At 67.3% G+C, this 18,766-nt stretch carries 16 protein-coding genes and 2 tRNA genes; 10 read left to right on the plus strand and 8 right to left on the minus strand.

All coding sequences use genetic code 11. The annotated features are described in order from the left end of the window. Positions 1–26 precede the first annotated feature (26 nt). Positions 27–1,061, minus strand: a complete 1,035-nt coding sequence (pstS, locus tag AC1RL8_RS04325; protein ID WP_062473144.1) for a phosphate ABC transporter substrate-binding protein PstS — start codon at positions 1,059–1,061, stop codon at positions 27–29. Between the two features lie 250 nt (positions 1,062–1,311). On the opposite strand from pstS, the gene AC1RL8_RS04330 reads away from it, so the two are divergent. Further along, a complete protein-coding gene (locus AC1RL8_RS04330) occupies positions 1,312–2,832 on the plus strand; it encodes a Ppx/GppA phosphatase family protein (protein ID WP_095745557.1) in 1,521 nt (506 codons plus the stop codon). 6 nt (positions 2,833–2,838) lie between these two features. Here AC1RL8_RS04330 and AC1RL8_RS04335 read toward each other — a convergent pair whose 3' ends face one another. The 4 genes from AC1RL8_RS04335 to AC1RL8_RS04350 form a co-directional block, all read right to left on the minus strand. Continuing rightward, the gene (locus AC1RL8_RS04335; RefSeq protein WP_492683998.1) at positions 2,839–3,690 is read right to left on the minus strand and encodes a hypothetical protein; all 852 of its coding nucleotides are present in this window, start codon (positions 3,688–3,690) and stop codon (positions 2,839–2,841) included. A 225-nt stretch (positions 3,691–3,915) separates the two neighbouring features. Continuing rightward, positions 3,916–4,377: a SixA phosphatase family protein gene (locus AC1RL8_RS04340; protein WP_062473174.1), complete on the minus strand. Its 462-nt coding sequence runs from the start codon at positions 4,375–4,377 to the stop codon at positions 3,916–3,918. A gap of 31 nt (positions 4,378–4,408) precedes the next feature. Then, positions 4,409–6,736, minus strand: coding sequence for a polyphosphate kinase 1 (ppk1, locus tag AC1RL8_RS04345; RefSeq protein ID WP_492683999.1), 2,328 nt, complete (start codon positions 6,734–6,736; stop codon positions 4,409–4,411). After that, entirely contained in the window at positions 6,733–7,647 is a 915-nt protein-coding gene (locus tag AC1RL8_RS04350) for a GNAT family N-acetyltransferase (protein WP_062473152.1), read from the minus strand. The genes ppk1 and AC1RL8_RS04350 overlap by 4 nt, the downstream gene beginning before the upstream one ends. A 158-nt stretch (positions 7,648–7,805) precedes the next feature. Here AC1RL8_RS04350 and AC1RL8_RS04355 point away from each other — a divergent pair, with 158 nt between their 5' ends. From AC1RL8_RS04355 to AC1RL8_RS04380, 6 genes are all read left to right on the plus strand, one after another. After that, the gene (locus AC1RL8_RS04355; RefSeq protein WP_492684000.1) at positions 7,806–9,482 is read left to right on the plus strand and encodes an FAD-dependent oxidoreductase; all 1,677 of its coding nucleotides are present in this window, start codon (positions 7,806–7,808) and stop codon (positions 9,480–9,482) included. 26 nt (positions 9,483–9,508) lie between these two features. Further along, positions 9,509–9,772: a UBP-type zinc finger domain-containing protein gene (locus AC1RL8_RS04360; protein WP_492684001.1), complete on the plus strand. Its 264-nt coding sequence runs from the start codon at positions 9,509–9,511 to the stop codon at positions 9,770–9,772. 101 nt (positions 9,773–9,873) lie between these two features. After that, positions 9,874–10,578: a glutathione binding-like protein gene (locus tag AC1RL8_RS04365; RefSeq protein WP_095745562.1), complete on the plus strand. Its 705-nt coding sequence runs from the start codon at positions 9,874–9,876 to the stop codon at positions 10,576–10,578. A 35-nt stretch (positions 10,579–10,613) separates the two neighbouring features. Then, a tRNA-Pro gene (locus tag AC1RL8_RS04370) sits at positions 10,614–10,690 on the plus strand. Between the two features lie 288 nt (positions 10,691–10,978). Beyond that, positions 10,979–11,206 carry a hypothetical protein gene (locus AC1RL8_RS04375; protein ID WP_139140219.1) on the plus strand — a complete coding sequence of 76 codons (228 nt, stop codon included), beginning with the start codon at positions 10,979–10,981 and terminating at the stop codon, positions 11,204–11,206. 559 nt (positions 11,207–11,765) lie between these two features. Next, positions 11,766–11,842: transfer RNA gene (locus AC1RL8_RS04380), tRNA-Arg, on the plus strand. Positions 11,843–12,005: 163 nt separating this feature from the next. Here the strand turns inward: AC1RL8_RS04380 and AC1RL8_RS04385 are convergent. After that, a complete protein-coding gene (locus AC1RL8_RS04385; RefSeq protein ID WP_492684002.1) occupies positions 12,006–13,007 on the minus strand; it encodes a methyltransferase domain-containing protein in 1,002 nt (333 codons plus the stop codon). Between the two features lie 366 nt (positions 13,008–13,373). Between AC1RL8_RS04385 and AC1RL8_RS04390 the strand changes: the two genes are divergently transcribed. Further along, a complete protein-coding gene (locus tag AC1RL8_RS04390) occupies positions 13,374–14,984 on the plus strand; it encodes an MORN repeat-containing protein (protein WP_492684003.1) in 1,611 nt (536 codons plus the stop codon). Positions 14,985–15,090: 106 nt separating this feature from the next. On the opposite strand, the gene AC1RL8_RS04395 is transcribed toward AC1RL8_RS04390, so the two are convergent. Both AC1RL8_RS04395 and AC1RL8_RS04400 read right to left on the minus strand, forming a co-directional pair. After that, on the minus strand, positions 15,091–15,462 hold the full coding sequence (locus AC1RL8_RS04395; RefSeq protein WP_492684004.1) for a hypothetical protein: 372 nt from the start codon (positions 15,460–15,462) through the stop codon (positions 15,091–15,093). Between the two features lie 8 nt (positions 15,463–15,470). Continuing rightward, on the minus strand, positions 15,471–16,073 hold the full coding sequence (locus tag AC1RL8_RS04400; protein ID WP_492684005.1) for a hypothetical protein: 603 nt from the start codon (positions 16,071–16,073) through the stop codon (positions 15,471–15,473). Between the two features lie 66 nt (positions 16,074–16,139). Between AC1RL8_RS04400 and AC1RL8_RS04405 the strand changes: the two genes are divergently transcribed. Together AC1RL8_RS04405 and AC1RL8_RS04410 are read left to right on the plus strand one after the other, a co-directional pair. Beyond that, entirely contained in the window at positions 16,140–16,541 is a 402-nt protein-coding gene (locus AC1RL8_RS04405) for a hypothetical protein (protein WP_492684006.1), read from the plus strand. A gap of 179 nt (positions 16,542–16,720) precedes the next feature. Then, positions 16,721–18,700 (plus strand): YadA family autotransporter adhesin, encoded by a 1,980-nt coding sequence (locus tag AC1RL8_RS04410; protein ID WP_492684007.1) that lies wholly within the window; start codon positions 16,721–16,723, stop codon positions 18,698–18,700. Positions 18,701–18,766: the final 66 nt, after the last annotated feature.

The raw sequence follows: 18,766 nt of genomic DNA on the forward strand, positions 1-18,766 counted from the left end.
CTGGAGGGTGGATGAAGGGTTGCTTCTTACTTGAACGCGACCGGCTTGCCCGATGCGTCCTTCACTTCACCCCATGCCTTGGCAATGGTGGCCTTCACGGCGTCGGGCATCGGCACGTAGTCCAGCTCGTCGGCCGTCTTGTCGCCGCCCTTGTAGGCCCAGTCGAAGAACTTCAGCACGGTGGTGGCGCTGGCGGGCTTGTCCTGCACCTTGTGCATCAGGATGAAGGTGGCGCCGGTGATGGGCCACGAATCCTTGCCGGCCTGGTTGGTCAGCACCTGGTAGAAGCTCTTGTTCCAGTCGGCACCGGCGGCGGCGGCCTTGAAGGCGCTGTCGTCGGGCGAGACGAACGTGCCGGCGGCGTTCTGCAGCTGGGCGTAGGTCATCTTGTTCTGCTTGACGTAGGCGTACTCGACGTAGCCGATCGAGTTGGGCAGGCGGTTCACGAAAGCAGCGACGCCTTCATTGCCCTTGCCACCCGCGCCGGTGGGCCAGTTCACGGCCGTGCCTTCGCCGACCTTGCTCTTCCATTCGGCGTTGACCTTGCTCAGGTAGTTGGTGAACAGGAAGCTGGTGCCCGAACCGTCGGCGCGGCGAACCGGGGCGATGGCGGCGTCAGGCAGGGCCAGCGACGCGTTCAGTGCCTTGATGGCGGGGTCGTTCCATTTGGTGATCTTGCCCAGGTAGATGTCGCCCAGCACCTGGCCGTTGAGCTTCAGCTCGCCCGGCTTGATGCCGGGGATGTTGACCACGGGGATCACGCCGCCGATGACGGTGGGGAACTGCATCAGGCCCTTGGCTTGCAGCTCGTCGTCCTTCAGGGGAGCGTCCGAAGCGCCGAAGTCGACGGTCTTGGCTTCGATCTGCTTGAGGCCGGCACCCGAGCCGACCGACTGGTAGTTGATCTTGACGCCGGTGGCCTTGTTGAAGTCGGAAGCCCACTTGGCGTACAGCGGTGCGGGGAAGCTGGCGCCGGCGCCGGTCACGTCTTGTGCGAAGGCGGAAATGGAGAACAGCGCGGTCACGAGGCCGGCGGTTGCAAATTTGAACGTCGTTTTCATAAAGCTTCCTTGAGAAGTAAGAAGTAGTCCCTTTGGGGGCTCGAACGGACTCTAAAAAGCTTTTGTGACATCGATGTGACACCCCTTCTGTCGAGGGAAAATGCCGCTGCGCCACCCCTGCTGTGTGTGACGCTGTCACACAACCGTCATTCACCCCACCTAACCTCCAGCCCTCGCCGTGACGCGATCCAGGGAGGCGGCGCCTGCTGTCACGGCGCTACGATCAGAGAACCGCCCTCTTCACTACAACATGCAAAACGGCACCCGCCTCGCAGCGGTCGATCTCGGCTCGAACAGCTTCAGGCTGGAAATCGGCCAGGTCGACCACGGACAGATCCACCGCACCGAGTACCTCAAGGAAACCGTGCGCCAGGGCAACGGCCTGGACAGCGCCCGCAACCTCACGACCGAAGCCATGCAGCGCGGCTGGGACGCCCTCGCCCGCTTCGGCGAGCGGCTGGCCGGCTTCAAGCGCTCGCAGGTGCGCGCCGTGGCCACCCAGACCCTGCGCGAAGCGCGCAACCGCGAAGAGTTCCTGTTGCGCGCGCGCACCATCCTGGGCTTCGGCATCGACGTGATCCCGGGCCGGGAAGAAGCCCGACTGATCTACCAGGGCGTGGCGCACCACCTGCCGCACACCGACGCCTCCGACCAGGAACGCCGGCTCGTCATCGACATCGGCGGGCGCTCCACCGAAATGATCATCGGCCACGCGCTCGAGGCCGAGCGCATGGAGTCGTACCGCGTGGGCAGCGTCGCCTGGTCGATGAAGCATTTCGGCGAAGGCCAGTTCACCGCCCCCGCCTTCCGCGCCGCCGAAGTCGCGGCCAAGGCTGTGCTGGACGACGCGCTCTCCAGCTACACCCGCGACCAGTGGGACGTGGCCTACGGCGCCTCCGGCACCATCGGCGCGGTGGGCGACGTGCTCGCCGCAGCCGGCGGCGAGGCCGGCCTGGTCACGCGCGAGGGCCTCGACTGGCTGCTCGACCGCCTGCTCAAGGCCGGCAGCATCGACAAGCTGCGCATCGACGGCATGCGCGAAGACCGCAAGGCCGTGATCGGCGGCGGCCTGAGCGTGCTGCGCGCGGTGTTCGACCTGCTCGACATCCAGGAAATGAAGGTCGCCCAGGGCGCCCTGCGCCACGGCGTGCTCTACGAGTTGCTCGAACGCGACGAGAGCGTGGCCGACATGCGCAGCGCCACCGTGGCGCGGCTCGCCACCCGCTTCGCGGTCGACCCGGCGCAGGCCAAGCGCGTGAGCGACACCGCCGCCGCACTGTTCGTGCAGCTCGCCCCCGCCGCGCGCGGCGGCAGCACCTCGAGCCGCGCCGGGCGCGCACTGCGCAAGCTCGGCTGGGCCGCGCAGTTGCACGAGATCGGCGCGCTGGTGTCGCACAGCGACTATCACAAGCACGGCGCCTACATCCTCGACAACACCGACGCGCCCGGCTTTGCAGTGAACGAACTGCACGCCCTCGGCCAGTTGGTGCTGGGCCAGCGCGGCAAGCTGCGCAAGCTCGAAGCCTCGCTGGACGACGAGACCTTCGTGATGCAGCTGCTGGCGCTGCGCCTGGCCGTGATCCTGTGCCACGCGCGCCGCGACCCCGAGCCGCAGGCGCTGAACCTCGCGGCACTCGGTGCCAGGGCCTTCACGATCGCCTGCGCGCCCGACTGGGCCGAGATGTACCCGCAGTCGGCGCACCTCCTGCGCGAGGAAGTGCTGGCCTGGCAAAAGACCGGCAACTGGCGCGTGGAACTCAGCGGCGCCTGAGCCGTTTCACTTCGTGTCGATGCCGGCCGTCTGCGTGACTGCCGCAGCGCCGGCCTTGCGCGGCTCGTCTTCCCCGAACAGGCTGACATAGGCCGGCTGCACGATCTGGTCGAGCCCGCGCTTCAACCCTTCGCGAGCGCCTGCGGTGTCCTTGAGCAGGCCGTCGTACAGGAGATAGGTCGGCTCGCTCACGTCGGCGACCTGCAACGTCTGGCCCACGACGGACTGCTTCTCGTCCCTGAGCAACTGCTCCACCCAGACGTATGGCTTGAAGCTCGACGTCGCATCGGCCGCGCCATAGGACGTCGTGATCCGCAAGATCAATGTGCTGTAGCCGGGCGTCGGCTGGAGTTCCTGCACCTGCATCTGCGCGTGCTCTCCGGTCGCGCGAAAGAAAGGCGTCAGCTTCACCTCGCGGCCACTGTCCCGCAGGCGCGCCGCCAGTTGCTCTGCGAACTGCCTGTTCAGCCCCATGGTCACGCCGCTGCTCTTCACTGCGGCCGTGAACTCCTTGCTGCGCTGGTCGGTCCGGGCGGCCATCGTCAGTCGGCTGTTGGTATCGACGGAGATGGCCACCAGCGCAGCGAGGGGTCCCAGAAACCCTGCGAAGCCCGTCAGCCCCGACCCGCCGCCATCCGTGACGATCAGTTGGTCTTCCTGGTTGTAGATGAGCTCGACCTTCTCGATCGACCGGGCGACATCGTGACGGGTCGGCGGCACAGGCGCGGCGGTGTTCATCGCGCACCCCGACAGCAGGGCTGCGGCAACAAGCAGAAAAATCAGCGCCTTCAACCGCACGTCCGCGTCTGCACGCAGCATGTTCATGAAGCTTCCTGGCAGTGTGTTGAGCGGTTTCATGCGTCTTCCCCAGTGATGTGGTCGACCGGCACCGCTTCTTTCCCGCATCGGCGTCAAAAGCACGCTGCCGTGGAGTCACACTGTAGAAATTGCGCCGCGCGCGCGCATGAGTGCTTCGCCCCTTTTTCCGGGAGACAAGCGCCCTGCCAGCTCTGCCCGCAACCGTGACAAAGCGCCTGTCCGCACGCGTCAGGCAGGGTTCGCGGCGGAGGACGGCTTTGGCAGCTAGAGAAGCTCGGGCGCCTGCACCGTCACGACGACGGTCTGCACGTCGCCGTCGCGCTCGCGGGTGCGGATCCACCATAGCGAGCCCTTGCGCACCGGGCAGCTGTCCTGCTTCAGGCCGAGCAGCATCGAGATGGCCTGGCCCAGCGAGGGCTGGTGGCCGATCACCAGCACCACCGACTTGCCGTTGGGCCAGCCTGTGGCGGCCAGCAGCGCGTCGGGGGTGGTGTCGGGCGACAGCTCGGAGCGCAGCTTGTACTTGCGGCCCAGTGCCAGCGCGGTCTGCTCGCAGCGGCGCGCCGGGCTGCACACGATGCGCGTGCCATCGGGCAGCTGCCGGTCGAGCCAGGTGGCCATGCGCTTGGCCTGCTTTTCGCCGCGCGGGGTGAGCGAGCGCTGCATGTCGTCACACCCTTCGGTCCAGTCCTCGGCTTCGGCGTGACGCCAGAAGATCAAGTCCATGCTCATCGTCTTTCGAACTTCTTCTTCAATTTCAATTGCCGGACGCATCACGGTGGTTTCCTCGTGATGCATAGCGGCCCATCAAGGCGGCCTGGGCGCCATGCGCTTCGATCGCGGGGGACGCACCCGCCTCGCCGGGGTGCGTGTCATGGTCGACACGCCGGTAGATGCCGTCGCCGCCCAGGTCCCAGGCGTCGCGCCCATCGTGCAGGTAAGCCACCAGGCACTCGTCGATGAGGCGCTGGCGCAGGTTGGGGTCGGTCACGGGCCAGGCCAGCTCGATGCGCCGCATCATGTTGCGGTTCATCCAGTCGGCGCTCGACAGGTACAGCGACTCGTCCTCGCCATGGCGGAAATAGAACACCCGCGAATGCTCGAGGAAGCGACCGATCACCGAGCGCACGCGCACGTTGTCGGTGAGCCCCGGCACCTGCGCCGGCAGCGTGCAGGCGCCGCGCACGATGAGGTCGATCTTCACGCCCTTCTGCCCCGCGCGGATGAGCGCGCCGATGATCTCCTCGTCGGTCAGCGCGTTCATCTTGGCGACGATGCGCGTGGGCTCGCCGCTGGCAGCAGCCTGCCCCAGCGCATCGATGCGCGCGACCAGGTTCTTATGCAGGTCGAAGGGCGCGAGCCACATGCGGTTGAGCTTGGGCAGGCGGCTCTGGCTGGCCAGATGGACGAACACGGCTTCCATGTCGGCCGTGAGCGCCGGGTCGGCCGTGAGGTGGCTGATGTCGGTGTACAGCCGCGCCGTGCGCGGGTTGTAGTTGCCGGTCGACAGATGGCCGTAGCGGCGCAGCTGCTTGCCCTCGCGGCGCGTCACCAGCAGCATCTTGGCATGGGTCTTCAGGCCCACCACGCCGTACACCACCTGCGCGCCGATCGACTCGAGCATCTCGGCCCAGTTGATGTTGGCCTCTTCGTCGAAGCGCGCCTTCAGCTCGACCACCACCGTCACTTCCTTGCCGCGGCGCACGGCTTCGCGCAGCAGGTCCATGAGCTCGGAGTCGGCGCCGGTGCGGTAGATGGTCTGCTTGATCGCCAGCACCTGCGGGTCGAGCACCGACTCGCGCAGGAAGGCCAGCACGCCGTCGAAGCTTTCGAAGGGCTGGTGGATCAGCACGTCGCCGCGCTGCAGCCGTTCGAAGAACGACTGGGCGGGCGACAGCGTGACGGGGAACGACGGCGCGTACGGAGGAAAGCGCAGCTGCGGCTCGCCGATCAGATCGATGAGCTGCGTGAGCCGCGCCAGGTTCACCGGGCCGTGCACGCGGTACAGCGCCTGCGGCGGCAGGTTGAACTGCGCGAGCAGGAAGCTCGCGAGCGACTCGGCGCAGCTGGCCGACACCTCGAGCCGCACGGCCTGGCCGTAGTGGCGATGCTGCAGGCCCTGGCGCAGCGCGGTGCGCAGGTTCTTGACGTCTTCCTCGTCGACCGCGAGGTCGGAGTGGCGCGTCACGCGGAACTGCGAGAAGTCGCCCACCTCGCGGCCCGGGAACATGCTGGCCAGGTGGGCGCGCACCACGCTCGACAGCGCCACGAACAGTGTCTTGCCGTCCGACACCTTGGCCGGCATCTTGATCAGGCGCGGCAGCACGCGCGGCAGCTTGACGATCTGGATCGGGTTCTCGCGACCGAAGGCGTCCTTGCCGCCCAGGCGCACGATGAAGTTCAGCGACTTGTTCGCCACCTGCGGGAACGGATGCGCCGGGTCGAGCCCCACGGGGATCAGCAGCGGGCGCACTTCGCGCTCGAAATACTCGCTGACCCACTTGCGCTGGGCCGGGTTGCGTTCGCCGTGCGACACGATGTGGATGCCGTGCGTGGCAAAGGTCGGCATCAGCTCGTCGTTGTACAGCGCGTACTGGCGCGCCACGAGGGCATGGGCCGCTTCCGACAGGCGCTCGAAGGATTCGACCGTGTAGGTGCCCTTGCGATCACCGGCGCTGCCCGCGCTCAGGTGCGGCGCGGCACGGACTTCGAAGAACTCGTCGAGGTTCGACGACACGATGCACAGGTAGCGCAGCCGTTCGATCAGCGGCACTTCGGGCCGGTGGGCCCAGTCGAGCACGCGCTCGTTGAACGAGAGGATGCTGTGGTCGCGGTCCAGCAACGCGAACGAAGGCGCTTCGCCGGCGCGCGACGGGTCAGCGGAGAGGGAGGGCATGGGCACTGATTCTGGAGCAAGCGGCACGGGAGAACACGACGGCTGAAATATGACAGTGTCAACTTCGTCCGTGACAGTTCCATGACATTCGCGTGACGCGCCCTGCCCCACAGAGAGCGAACCTGACACATTCGGCGACGGCGAAGCAGCGTGCGGCCCGGCGTCGGGCCGGATGGCCGCCGGCTTCATGCGCCGAGGAAGTGCTTGCGGTAGCGCGCTGGCAGGTCGTCGATGCGCATCAGCATCGGCAGGTCGGCGGTATTGAAGTCCGGGTCCCAGGCCGGCGCGCCGAGCACCTTGGCGCCCAGGCGCAGGTAGCCCTTGATGAGCGCAGGCGGTTCCACGTCGAGCGCGCTGTCGAGCCGCTCGACCGGCAGCGGCAGGCGCGGCTGCACCTGGTACTGGATCGGCGCGAGGTGGCTGGCCGAGAGCTGACGCCAGATGCTGGCGGCCGCGTCGCCGCTGGTCACGCCGTTGTGCGACATCGGAATGCTCGCGCAGCCGATCATGGTGTCGAGCTTGTTGCGGTGCATGAAGCCGGCCAGCGCGCCCCACAGCGCGAGGATCACGCCGCCCTGGCGGTGCTCGGCGTGCACGCAGCTGCGGCCCAGCTCGACCATGCGCTCGCGCAGGTCGCGCAAACGGGTCAGGTCGAACTCGGTGTCGCTGTAGGTGCTGCCGACGCGGCGCGCCTGCGCGGGGGTCAGCACGCGGTAGGTGCCGATGACCTGGCCGGTGAGCTCGTCGCGCACCAGCAGGTGTTCGCAGAAGTCGTCGAACAGGTCGATGTCGTGGCCGGCCAGCGGCGTAGTCAGACGTGCGCCCATCTCGCCGACGAACACGTCGTGACGCAGGCGTTGCGCGGCGCGCACGTCATCCAGATGACGCGCCCAGCTCACCGTGATGCCCGGCTTGGCTTCGACCACCGGTGGCACGATGACGGCCAGCGGCGCCTCGGGCACCGCCGTGCGGGTGGCCAGTGCGGCGACGGTCGCGGCAGCGGCGGCAACGGCGGGGGTTCCGGCCGCGGGTGCGGGCCACAAGGCTGCGCGCAGTCCGAGCTGCGAGAGCGGAAACGTCGGGTTCGGCAGTTCTTTCATGGGAAATCCCTTTCTGCTGACCGAGTCTGGACACGCGCAATGAAACCGGCATGTCAGCGGCGTGGCAGACACATGACGTTGTTACAACGCGCGCCAGCGTCGCTTTGGCACCGCTTCAGCGTCTAATGCGGGGCATTCGCGACACGGAGTTCGACCCCATGGCCACCGACGCACCAGGCGCCAACAGCCGCCTGCACCAGACTTTTCCCGTCCTCAGTGACGCCGAGATGGCACGCATCGCCAGCTTCGGCAGCGTGCAGCGCTTTGCGCGCGGCGAACGACTGTTCACCGCCGGCGAGACCGGCGCCGGCATGTTCGTGCTGCTCAAGGGCGTGGTCGCCGTCACGCAGCGCGACGGCCTGGGCCACGTGGTGCCGATCGCGCGCCAGGGGCCGGGCGAATTCCTCGCCGAGGTCGGCCAGCTGAGCGGGCGCCCTGCCCTGGTCGACGGGCATGCCGACGAAGAAGTCGAGGCGCTGGTCGTGCCGCCGGACCGCCTGCGCGCACTGCTGGTGGCCGAGGCCGACCTGGGCGAGCGCATCACCCGCGCGCTGATCCTGCGGCGCGTGGCGCTCATCGAATCGGGTGCGGCCGGGCCGGTGCTGATCGGGCGGCCCGACTCGCCCGAAATGGCGCGGCTGGAGAACTTCCTGCGCCGCAACGGCCATCCTTATCACCTGGTCGATGCGGCGGCCGACGCCGATGCCGCCGCCCTGCTCGCCCAGTACGGCCCCGACCAGCTGCTGGCCGTCTGCCCCGACGGCTCGGTGCTGGTCAACCCGAGCGATGAAGGCCTGGCGCGCTGCCTCGGCATGGTCGACACCGCGGCGCGCGACGAGCTCTACGACGTGGCCGTGGTCGGCGCCGGGCCGGCGGGCCTTGCGACCGCGGTGTATGCGGCCTCCGAAGGTCTGCGCGTGATCGTGCTCGACTGCCGCGCCTTCGGCGGACAAGCCGGCGCCAGTGCGCGCATCGAGAACTACCTGGGCTTTCCGACCGGCATCTCGGGGCAGGCCCTGGCGGGCCGCGCGTTCGTGCAGGCGCAGAAGTTCGGTGTCGAGATGCTGATCCCGGCGCAGGTCGCGGCGCTCGACTGCTCGCGCGAGAACGCGCGGGACAGCCTGGCGCTGAAGCTCACCGACGGCCGCACGATCAACGCGCGCACGGTGGTCATTGCGAGCGGCGCGCGCTACCGCCGACCCGGCGTGCCGCGCCTGGCCGAATTCGAAGGCCGCGGCATCTGGTACTGGGCCTCGGCCATCGAAGCCAAGATCTGCGCGCAGCAGGAAGTGGCGCTGGTGGGCGGCGGCAACTCGGCGGGCCAGGCGGCGGTGTTCCTGTCGCGCCATGCGGCCAAGGTCAACGTGCTGGTGCGCGGGCCGTCGCTGGCGGCCAGCATGTCGCGCTACCTCATCGACCGCATCGAGGCCACGCCCAACATCTCGCTGCAGCCGCACACCGAGCTCGTGCGGCTGCACGGCGCGCCCGAAGAAGGCCTGACCGGCGCCACGTGGCGCTGCCACACCTCGGGCCAGGAGCACGACTGCCCCGCGCGCAACATCTTCCTGTTCGTCGGCGCGGAGCCCGAGACCTCATGGCTCGAAGGCTGCGGCGTGTCGGTCGACAAGCACGGCTTCGTGCTGACCGGTGCGGCCGCGAGCAGCGGCTTTCCGGCACGTCCGGCCACGGCGCTCGAATCGAGCGTGTCGGGCGTGTTCGCGGTGGGCGATGTGCGCTCGGGCTCGGTCAAACGCGTGGGCGGCGCGATCGGCGAAGGCGCTGCGGTGGTGGCGCTCATTCACCAGCACCTGTCGTCGGCCTCGGCCGTGGCTTGAATCTTTCTTTTTGTCCTGAGACACCCATGCCCATCCAAGCCTGCGAACACGTTCCTGCCGACCTCGCCCCACCGCACACACCCCGCGGCTGCGAAGACTGCCTGAAGACCGGCGACACCTGGGTGCACTTGCGCCTGTGCGTGCACTGCGGCCATGTGGGCTGCTGCGACTCGTCGAAGAATCGCCACGCCACGAAGCATGCGCGGGCCGAAGGGCATCCGGTGATCCAGTCGATCGAGCCCGGCGAACACTGGATGTGGTGCAACGCGCACGAGCGGCAGGTGGGGTGACCAGCGGCTGAACGGCCAATGCCCGCACCCGCACGCGTCCGGATGCGCGTGTATATGCTGCCGTTCTCCCGTCACAACCCTCTCACTCCGGAGCCCGCGACATGCCCGCATCGCCCATCGAGGTTTATTCCTGGCCCACGCCGAACGGCCACAAGATTCACATCATGCTCGAGGAGTGCGGCCTGCCGTACCACGCGCACCCGGTGAACATCGGCACCGGCGACCAGTTCGCGCCCGAGTTCCTGAAGATCAGCCCGAACAACAAGATCCCCGCCATCACCGATCCCGACGGACCGGACGGCCAGCCGATCTCGCTGTTCGAATCGGGCGCCATCCTCGTGTACCTCGCGGGCAAGACCGGCAAGTTCCTGCCCACGGGCGACCGCGAACGCTACGACGTGCTGCAGTGGCTCATGTTCCAGATGGGCGGCGTCGGTCCGATGCTCGGCCAGGCGCACCACTTCCGCATCTACGCGCCCGAGAAGATCGCCTATGCCGTCGACCGCTACACCAATGAAGCCAGGCGCCTGTACGGCGTGATCGACCGGCAGCTGTCCAAGCACAAGTTCATCGCCGGCACGAGCTATTCGATTGCCGACATCGCCATCTTCCCGTGGCTGCGCAGCTGGGAAAACCAGGGCATCACCCTCACCGACTACCCGCACCTGAAGGCCTGGTTCGACGGCATCGCCGCGCGCCCCGCCGTGCAGCGCGGCGTGAAAGTGCTGGCCGACCTGCGCCGCCCCATCACCGATGACAAGGCGCGCGAGATCCTTTTTGGCAAGACGCAGTACGAGAAGCGCTGAGCGGCCTCTTATTCGGGCTAGAATGGAAGGCTTGGCGGGGTGTAGCGCAGCCTGGTAGCGCATCTGGTTTGGGACCAGAGGGTCGAAGGTTCGAATCCTTTCGCCCCGACCAAAAGAAAAGTGAAAGCCTGCAACGATGAAAGTCGTTGCAGGCTTTTTTCTTTTCCGGGCCGCTCGCGATCACCGCGAATCTCACCGCCCTTTAGACGTTTCGTAGCACGACCCACGGCTTTCCGTACATCAGGCAACGCCGCTGCCTTGTTGTTACACCGTCAAGACAACCTTTTTCTTAAGGAACTACCCGCGAGGCCCTCGGCGCTCACGCAGAATCAAGCCAATCGTGATCGTGTTTACAAAGTAAGTGGAATCGCGTTTACAAAGCCGAAGAGCTGAGTCAGGGATGGACGTCGCAACAGAACCCTCACCCCTGGACCCTTTTCCGATGCTGAATTACTTTTCCCGCTGTTCTTGCGGCCTCAGGCATCTCGCACGCATCGAGCGCCGGCCATGGATGCGACTCTTCTCGAGCCTGCGCTTCTACCAATGCAGCGCCTGCGGAAAGAAGCAACTGGCGTCCGAACGCGCGGTGAACGACGCGGTCTGGAAGTACCGCTCGGAAAACGTCTGACGCCCCCTCCGCCCCAGCGATCCACAAAGGCATCAGACGGTCGAAACGCCCTCCTTAGCAATCTGTTGCGCGTGCAGCCCTTTCGCTGCATGCCTTGTGCCCCCACAGAATCGAACGCGGGTGCTTCACGGTTGCGCAAACCGCGAAGCAGCGTCGGGGAAAGAGTGTCGACACCTTCCCGGTTTGAACTCTTCTGTGATGCTGCTGAATCTGTTTCTCCGATGTTCCTGCGGCCTGGCCGGCCTTCGCCGCATCGAGCGACGAACCTGGATGAGGATGCTGCCGGCCCTCAGGTTCTACCGGTGCAGCACCTGCGGCAAGAAGCAGCTCGCGTCGAAGCAGGCCGCCGAGACCGCCAGGGTGTCGTCCCGCGCCGACCCCGCCCTTTCGCCCTCTCAACGACCGCCGCCGAAGGCGTCGTGCATGGAGGGATGTAGGTAGAATCCGCGCTTCCCCGGTCAGAGGCAGAAGCGTCCAGACCGTTGATTTTTCGGGTCTGTTGCCGCATCCCTTGCGGCCCGAGGACCGAAGGCTCCGGCCCTCGCTTCTCAACCGGAATCTGCCCGTAGCTCAGTTGGATAGAGCACCTGCCTTCTAAGCAGGTTGTCGGGGGTTCGATCCCCTCCGGGCAGGCCATTTCTTGGCTCCGCGTTCCCCCACAAAGAGCCGGAAACAGCCATTTCTCCTCCGTAGAAGCCGGCGTTCTTGCGCCACGAGCAACGGTGGCCGCCGACCCTGCTCACCCTTTCCCTTGGTCGCTGCGGCGGATGCCCGTACCTGCTTGGTGGTAAGCGCCAGATCAGCGACCGCGCCGCAGGGCGTGCACGACTGAACGCATGGGCGCAGTGACCTTCCAGGAGTTCGAATCCTTCAAGGCCTTGATGGTTGCCTTCAGGTTTGCCACCTGTGCCTGGAGTGCCTCGATCTCGGCATCTCGCGAAGCCATTGCCCGTTCCAGAGCCGCAGGCTCCGCCTTCTCCACGGCATCGCGCTCCACATCAACGAACATCGCTTGCCAGCTCGCGGCCGCCTCTGCGGCATTCGCACCTGGTTGGGCGTGCACGATGAATTCGTTCTGGTGGTATTCGGTCGGGAAATGTCGAGTGCACTTGAACGAGTGGTAGCCCAGTTCGGCCATCCGCCCCATGAGCTGGGCGAACGACGACGGGGTGAACACCCAGCAGTGCACATCACGGTACGTCTGGTTCTCCAGCACGTCGCGCGCCAGCATCTCAATGTCGGCCGGCGGATGCAGCAATGCCAGGCGCGAGCGGTCGAGCGTTCCGTCCCAGACGTGCCACGTATCGACCTCGGCAACGTTCGCCACGTCATCGATCACCTGCCGGATCTGAGGGATACGCGCGCCAACGAGATAGGCGGACAGGACATCGGCCAGCACGGTTTCGGTTCGCAGCAGGTCGAAGGTGTAGCGCCTGTCTGGGATCGCCAAGCGCAGGCTTCCCGTGGGCTTCAGCACCGCTTCGATTTCCTTCAGCCAGGCGATGAGGTTGGGAACATGCTCGATGACGTGCGAGGCGACAAGGAAATCCACGGGAGCCACGGAGGCTGCGATCTCCGGTAGTCCCTTCTCGCCCCAGACTCCACCGACATGAACAAGGTTGTCCACGTTGACCTGCGGATCGTCGCCGTACTTCTCGCGCAAGGCTGGCGTGTCTACGTGGTCAACATAGAACACCCCGGGCGATTCCCGCGGAATGATGGGCTTGTCCAGTGCTCCGATCTCGATCCCCGCCGCAGCCTGAAGATCGATCCCCTCAAGTAGTTTTTCGATGCGAGTCATCGCGCCAGTATTGCACGGTCCTCGGCCCTGACCGAAGCCAGGATCGAGGCGCAATTCAGGGCGGCTCAGGCTCTGTGGCGTCGGCCCAGCGACCAACTTCCCGCAGCCGATCAAGAACGGCGCACTGGCGACGTGACGACCTGGTTGCGCCCCCTTCAACCTCCTCCGGACACCATTTCCCCTCTGTCGTCCGCGTCCTGATCGCATGTCGGGAAGCCCTGCGCCCCACCGCGGCGCCGGCATGCGCCTCTCGTATCGCCGCCAAACGACACGACCCACCGGTTCCCGTGGACTCCCACAAAAGCGGTATTTGGTTTGCAGATCGCTCCGCTAGATTCGGCCGATCACAAAACCGAGGAGAACGTCATGACGATGGCGACCACCGCACGAGAAACAGCCCCCGTTTCCAATTCCATGCGCAGAGGGCACCAACGCCCCAGGCAGGCGATCCGGTTCCCGCACCCTCTCCTGTCGGCACTCATCCTCAGCGCCTGTGTGCTCGCCGTCCCGATGGCAGCGCGGGCCCAGGTCAATCCCGAGATCGCGAATTGCCTCGAGCTCAAGGACGAAGCCACGGTCACCCAGGCCGACCTTTGCTCAGCCCACATCGGTTGCCGTTTCGTTCTGAGCGCGCAGAAGACCTGCGCGCGCGCCAAGGGCTACCTCGAGCGGCTGCAGACGGCCATCGGCGAAGGCACCCGCAACTTCTTCGGTTTCTATCGCAAGGAGGTCACGCCCGATGCGATGTTCACCGCGGTGCTCGAGGGCGATGACCGCGAGAACGAGCGCAAGCTCGGTGGCCTGGCGCAGCCGCAGCGCCTGTCGCAGGAGATCGGGGCGCGCGTGCGCGAGGTGGGCACTGGCGACATGCTGTCGGGCAAGAGCAACGGTGACACGACCTGGGTCTACTACGGGCAAGTCAAGGACGGCAAGGCAGACGGCACCGGCACACGCATCTTTTCCGATGGCGAGATCCAGCGCGGACAGTTCAACGCCAATCGCGTGCATGGTGCCGCCGACATGCTGTACGCCCCCAATGGCAATCGCTACGTGGGAGAGGTGGCCAGCGACAACCGCGAAGGACAAGGCGTGCAGGCGCTCAGGGACGGATCGACGCGGTCAGGCACCTGGAGCAAGAACGCATCCTTCCAGGGTACTTTTTCGCGCGCCGACGGCACACGTTTCGAAGGAAGCATGAGCACCAACTGGCGCACACAAGGACGTGAGTACCGCGCCGATGGCACGCTGGCCGAAGAAGGCCGCTACGAGAACGGCAAGCTGTCGGTGGGCACGCAGTACGACGTGGCCGGAGTCCGCACCGAGGTCAATCTGCCGGCCGCGCGCGAGGCCGCCACCCGCGAGGCCGCCGAGAAGACAAGGCTCGCAGCAGAGGCCGAGAAGCAACGCAAGCGCGAAGAGGCCGCACGCGCCGAGCAGCAGTTCCAGGCTAGCCTGCAGACCATGAACCCCGGCCAGCTGTTCGCTCGCGCCGACGAGTTGAACGCACAGGGCGACCGCGCCCGCGCGCGCGAAGTGCAGCGCACGTTGATGAGCCGCTTCCCCGACCATCCGCTGGCGGCCACGACGGCGCGGCAGATGACGGGTGAGTCGGGTGGCAGCACGACCGCGGGTGGAGGTTCGTCGTCAGGGGGCACGGCCAACGCGGCCAGCCGCCCTGTCGGAACGCGCCTTTCCAGTCAGACCTGCGAAGCCATGAAGCAGTCGGTCATCGCGACGAAGGTCACACCCAATGCCTCGATCACCGCCAGCCAGGAAACGGTGATGTTCATGACAAAGACGGTGCTGGACATGATCGCCGCCAACTGCCCTACCGAGCCCGGCGTGACACCCGCCCAGATCGCTGCGGAACGCCAGACGCGCCAACAGCAGTACGCCGCCGCAGAGAACGCCTGCAATGCAGTGCAATCCGGCGGGCGCCGGTGCGTTGCGCAGAATCATTTCGGACCCGGCCGTTGAGGCCCTTGGCCCCTGGCCGTCAGAACAAGGGAAGGACCACCTGGCAATGAGTCGTCGCTGAAAGAATGGCACGGGCAGCGGACGCCGACCCTGGCCGCTTGCGCCTTCAGCGTGTCTTGCCACGCAGCCTGGTGGTCAAGGTGTACCAGCCGTGCTTCATGATGAGCAGCGACAGCCCCCCCAGCACCACCGGGACGATGATGTACTCGGCCATCGAAGGCAGGTCCGTCATGGCGGTTCGCGACTTCTTGATCGTGTCCCAGACGGCGAAGGCGCCCATGGCGAAGCCCCCCAGGAGACTGAAGACCGCATCCGTGAGGAAGCCGAACCAGGCCGCGAACCTGGACAGCGGCACGGCGCCCGGCCAATCCAACGCCAGCCATACAAGGCCCAGCACGAGCAAGGCGACCATGGCCACGAACCAGGCCACGAGCCCGTAGACAAGCAAGGGCACCATCGAGAAAAAGGCTGCGGACATGGCGGCCATCAGTGCCCGTCGGCGACAGCGGCCTGTGCACGCGCGGACAACGGCACGCCCGGCGGCAGCAGCGCCAACGCCTGTGCCCCGCGCGCCGCAGTGCCCACATTGGCCACGAAGGTCCGGCGCGCGTCATGGAACTCGAAGATCAGGTTGAAGGTGCCATAGGCCTCGCGCACATCGACCTGGCGGATGTCCGCGAAAGGCCGCTCGCGCTGGCGCAGCACGCGGTACACCAGCTGCTCGCTTTCGATGCGCAAGACAGGGTTCAGGCTGTTGGTCGCCAGCGCCACCCACGGCAGTCCGCGCAGGCCGGTGAAGGTGGCCACGACGGGCACTACCCCGCCCTTGATCGCAAGGGGCGCAGCCCCCGCCCGGGGCACCTTGGGCGTACGGAGCTTCTTCCAGAGCCAGTAGAGGAACCAGAACGACAGCCCTTGAAGGACGATCACTCCGACGGTCCCCAGGACGGTCATCCAATCCATCTGCACGTCGCCTTCCTCTGTGACACAAGCCTGGGCCCACCCCGGCAAGGCGCCATTAAAGCAGAGGGTTCCGTGCGCCAGATGCGCGCCGTCTGTCATTTGAATTCTGGATTCAATACTGTACATTTAAACAGTATTCTCAAGGAATCCACATGCCGAAGAACGCATCCCAGTCCAACGCGTGGGTGAACCATGACCCAAGCTGAACTCTTCTTCCCCCGGCCGGCAGCGCCGCCCTCGCCCCTCTTCAACTTCCACGAGCCCGCCGCCGCGGCGGCCGCGCTCGAAGACACCGAGGACAAGCCGCGTGACGCCTTTTCCGCCAAGCTGATCGACTACCCCCATTCGTCGGCCGACGCGGTCAGGGTCGCGGAGCAACGCTTCCGGCGCGAACTCGAAAAGCAACTGGGCGCCGACGTGCTGCCGGCAATGCGCGCCTTCCAGAACGCCAGCGAGTCGAGCGACACCGACCTCACCAAGCGCGAGATCGCGCTGGCCGCGCGCTGGGTCAAGGCCTACGACGCCGCGCGCACGGCGGGCTTTCGCGACCTGGGCGACACCGACGAGGCGTACTTCGAAGTCAAGGCGATCTAGCACCCTGGCGAGGGCTCGTACCAGTTTTCGGTGATGGCTCCCTCGAGGGCAAAAAGACACACTCCGTCGCGTTTGTCTTGTTTGCTTTCACAGGGGAAGAGTCCATGCCGATCCACGTCCACATCCATGGTGTCCATGGGCAACCGTCGCGCGTCCGCGCCCTTCGGCACTTGGCTGCCGTGGCCTTGCTAGCCGCAGGCAGCGTCCATGCGGCCGGCTTGACGCACGGCGATGCGGGCAGCGCAGGCACGAGCAGTTCGGCAGGAACAGGCGGCCTCGGCGGCGCCGCAGCCTCGGCCGCCTTCGACGGCGCGACAGCACTGGGTGCGGGGGGCAATGGCGGGGCCGCGACCTCTGGCGGAACCGGTGGCTCGGGTGGCACCGGTGCCAGCGCCACCGCCGGCGGCGCAACGGCCGTCGGCGGCGGAGGGACCGGCGGATCGAGCGAAGCAGGCGGCATAGGCGGCGCTGGAGGACGTGGTGCCGTGGCATCGGCGGGCGGGGCCATCGCACTCGGCGCGGGAGCCACAGGCAGCAACGGTTGTTGCGGCAACAACGGCCCATCGGGCGGCAGCGGCGCACAGGCATCGGGCAACGCCGCGGTCGCCATCGGCAGCGCTTTGGGCACCCAACAGGGCGCCCAGGCCTCCGGCAACGGCAGCACCGCCATCGGCGGCGCGAGCGACACCGCCTCGGGTGCGGCGGCGCAGGCCACGGGCAGCGTGGCGATCGGCTCCGGCAGCCGGGTCGTGAACGGTGCGAACGGCGGCGTGGCCATCGGCGCGAACTCGGTCGCCACATCGGCCAACACCGTGTCTTTCGGCAGCGCGGGACAGACGCGCGGCCTGGTCAACGTGAGCGCCGGCGCGGTGAACGCCACCAGCACCGATGCCGTCAACGGCGGCCAGCTGTACACCGTGCGGCAGGCCGCGGACACCGCACAGGCCGCGGCCTCCGCGGCCAATGGCACGGCCGTCCTCGCCAGGGACGCCGCGGGCGCGGCGCAAGGCACAGCCAACACCGCCTTGGGCGCCGCGCAAACCGCGCAGGCGGGCGTCGCCACCGCGCAGGCCGCAGCGGCGACCGCCCAGAGCACGGCCAACACCGCAACCACGGCCGCAGCCACGGCCCAGGGCACCGCCAACACGGCCCTCGGCGCGGCGCAAGGCGCGCAAGCCAGCGCCACGGATGCCAAGGCCACCGCCGTCGCCGCGCAAGGCACGGCCAACACCGCACTGGGCGTGGCGAACAACTCCGTGCAGTACGGCGCGGGCGGTGCCCAGGTCGCGCTGAACGCCAACGGCGGCGCCGGCACCACGCTGAGCAACGTGCGCGCGGGCGTCGCCGCCACCGATGCCGCCAACGTCGGCCAGTTGCAGCAGGTGCAGCAAGGCGCGCTGACCACCGCCAACACCTTCACGATGCAGCAGATCGCCGCCTTGCAGGGCGTCATGAACCAGGCGCTGTCCAACGGCCTGTGCAGCTTCAGCGGCGGCAACGTGACCTGCGGCACCGGCACGCAGGCCACGGGCACGGGCGCCACGGCGCTGGGCACCAACGCCACGGCCCAGGGCGACAACACCACGGCGATGGGCAACGGGGCGCAGGCGCGCTACGCGGGCTCGGTGGCGATCGGTGCGGGCGCGAAGGCGCTGGCCGATCCGACGACCGCCGTCGGCAACGACGCCGTCGCCACCGGCAACAACGCGGTGGCACTGGGCGCCAACACGCTGGCCGCGGGATCGAACTCGGTCGCCCTCGGCCAGGGCTCGGTGGCCACGCGCGACAACTCGGTGTCGGTGGGCAATGCCGCCACCGGCCAGACGCGCAGCATCGCCAACGTGGCGCCCGGCGTGCTGCCCACCGACGCGGTCAATCTGCAGCAGGCCCAGCAGCTGACGGCGGCCGCGGTGTCGGAGGCGCGCAGCTTCGCGGCCAAGGGCGTGGCCGCGGCGATGGCGATGGGCGATGCGCCGATGCCGTCCGCACCGGGCAAGACCAGCTGGGCCGCGCAGCTGGCGAACTACAAGGGCCACTCCGCGATGGGTGCCAGCGTCGTGCACCGCCTCGCGACGGACATGCCGCTGGCGCTCTCCGCCGGAGTCAGCGGCGCGAGCGGATCGGTGGGCGTGCGCGTGGGGCTGAAGGGCGAGTTCTGACGCGACGGCGCAGCCCGCCCGCCGCGCATAAGAAAACACGAAAAGCGTATTTCCCAGCGACGGCAT

This window comes from Variovorax sp. GW822-FHT04E09 (assembly GCF_058800845.1).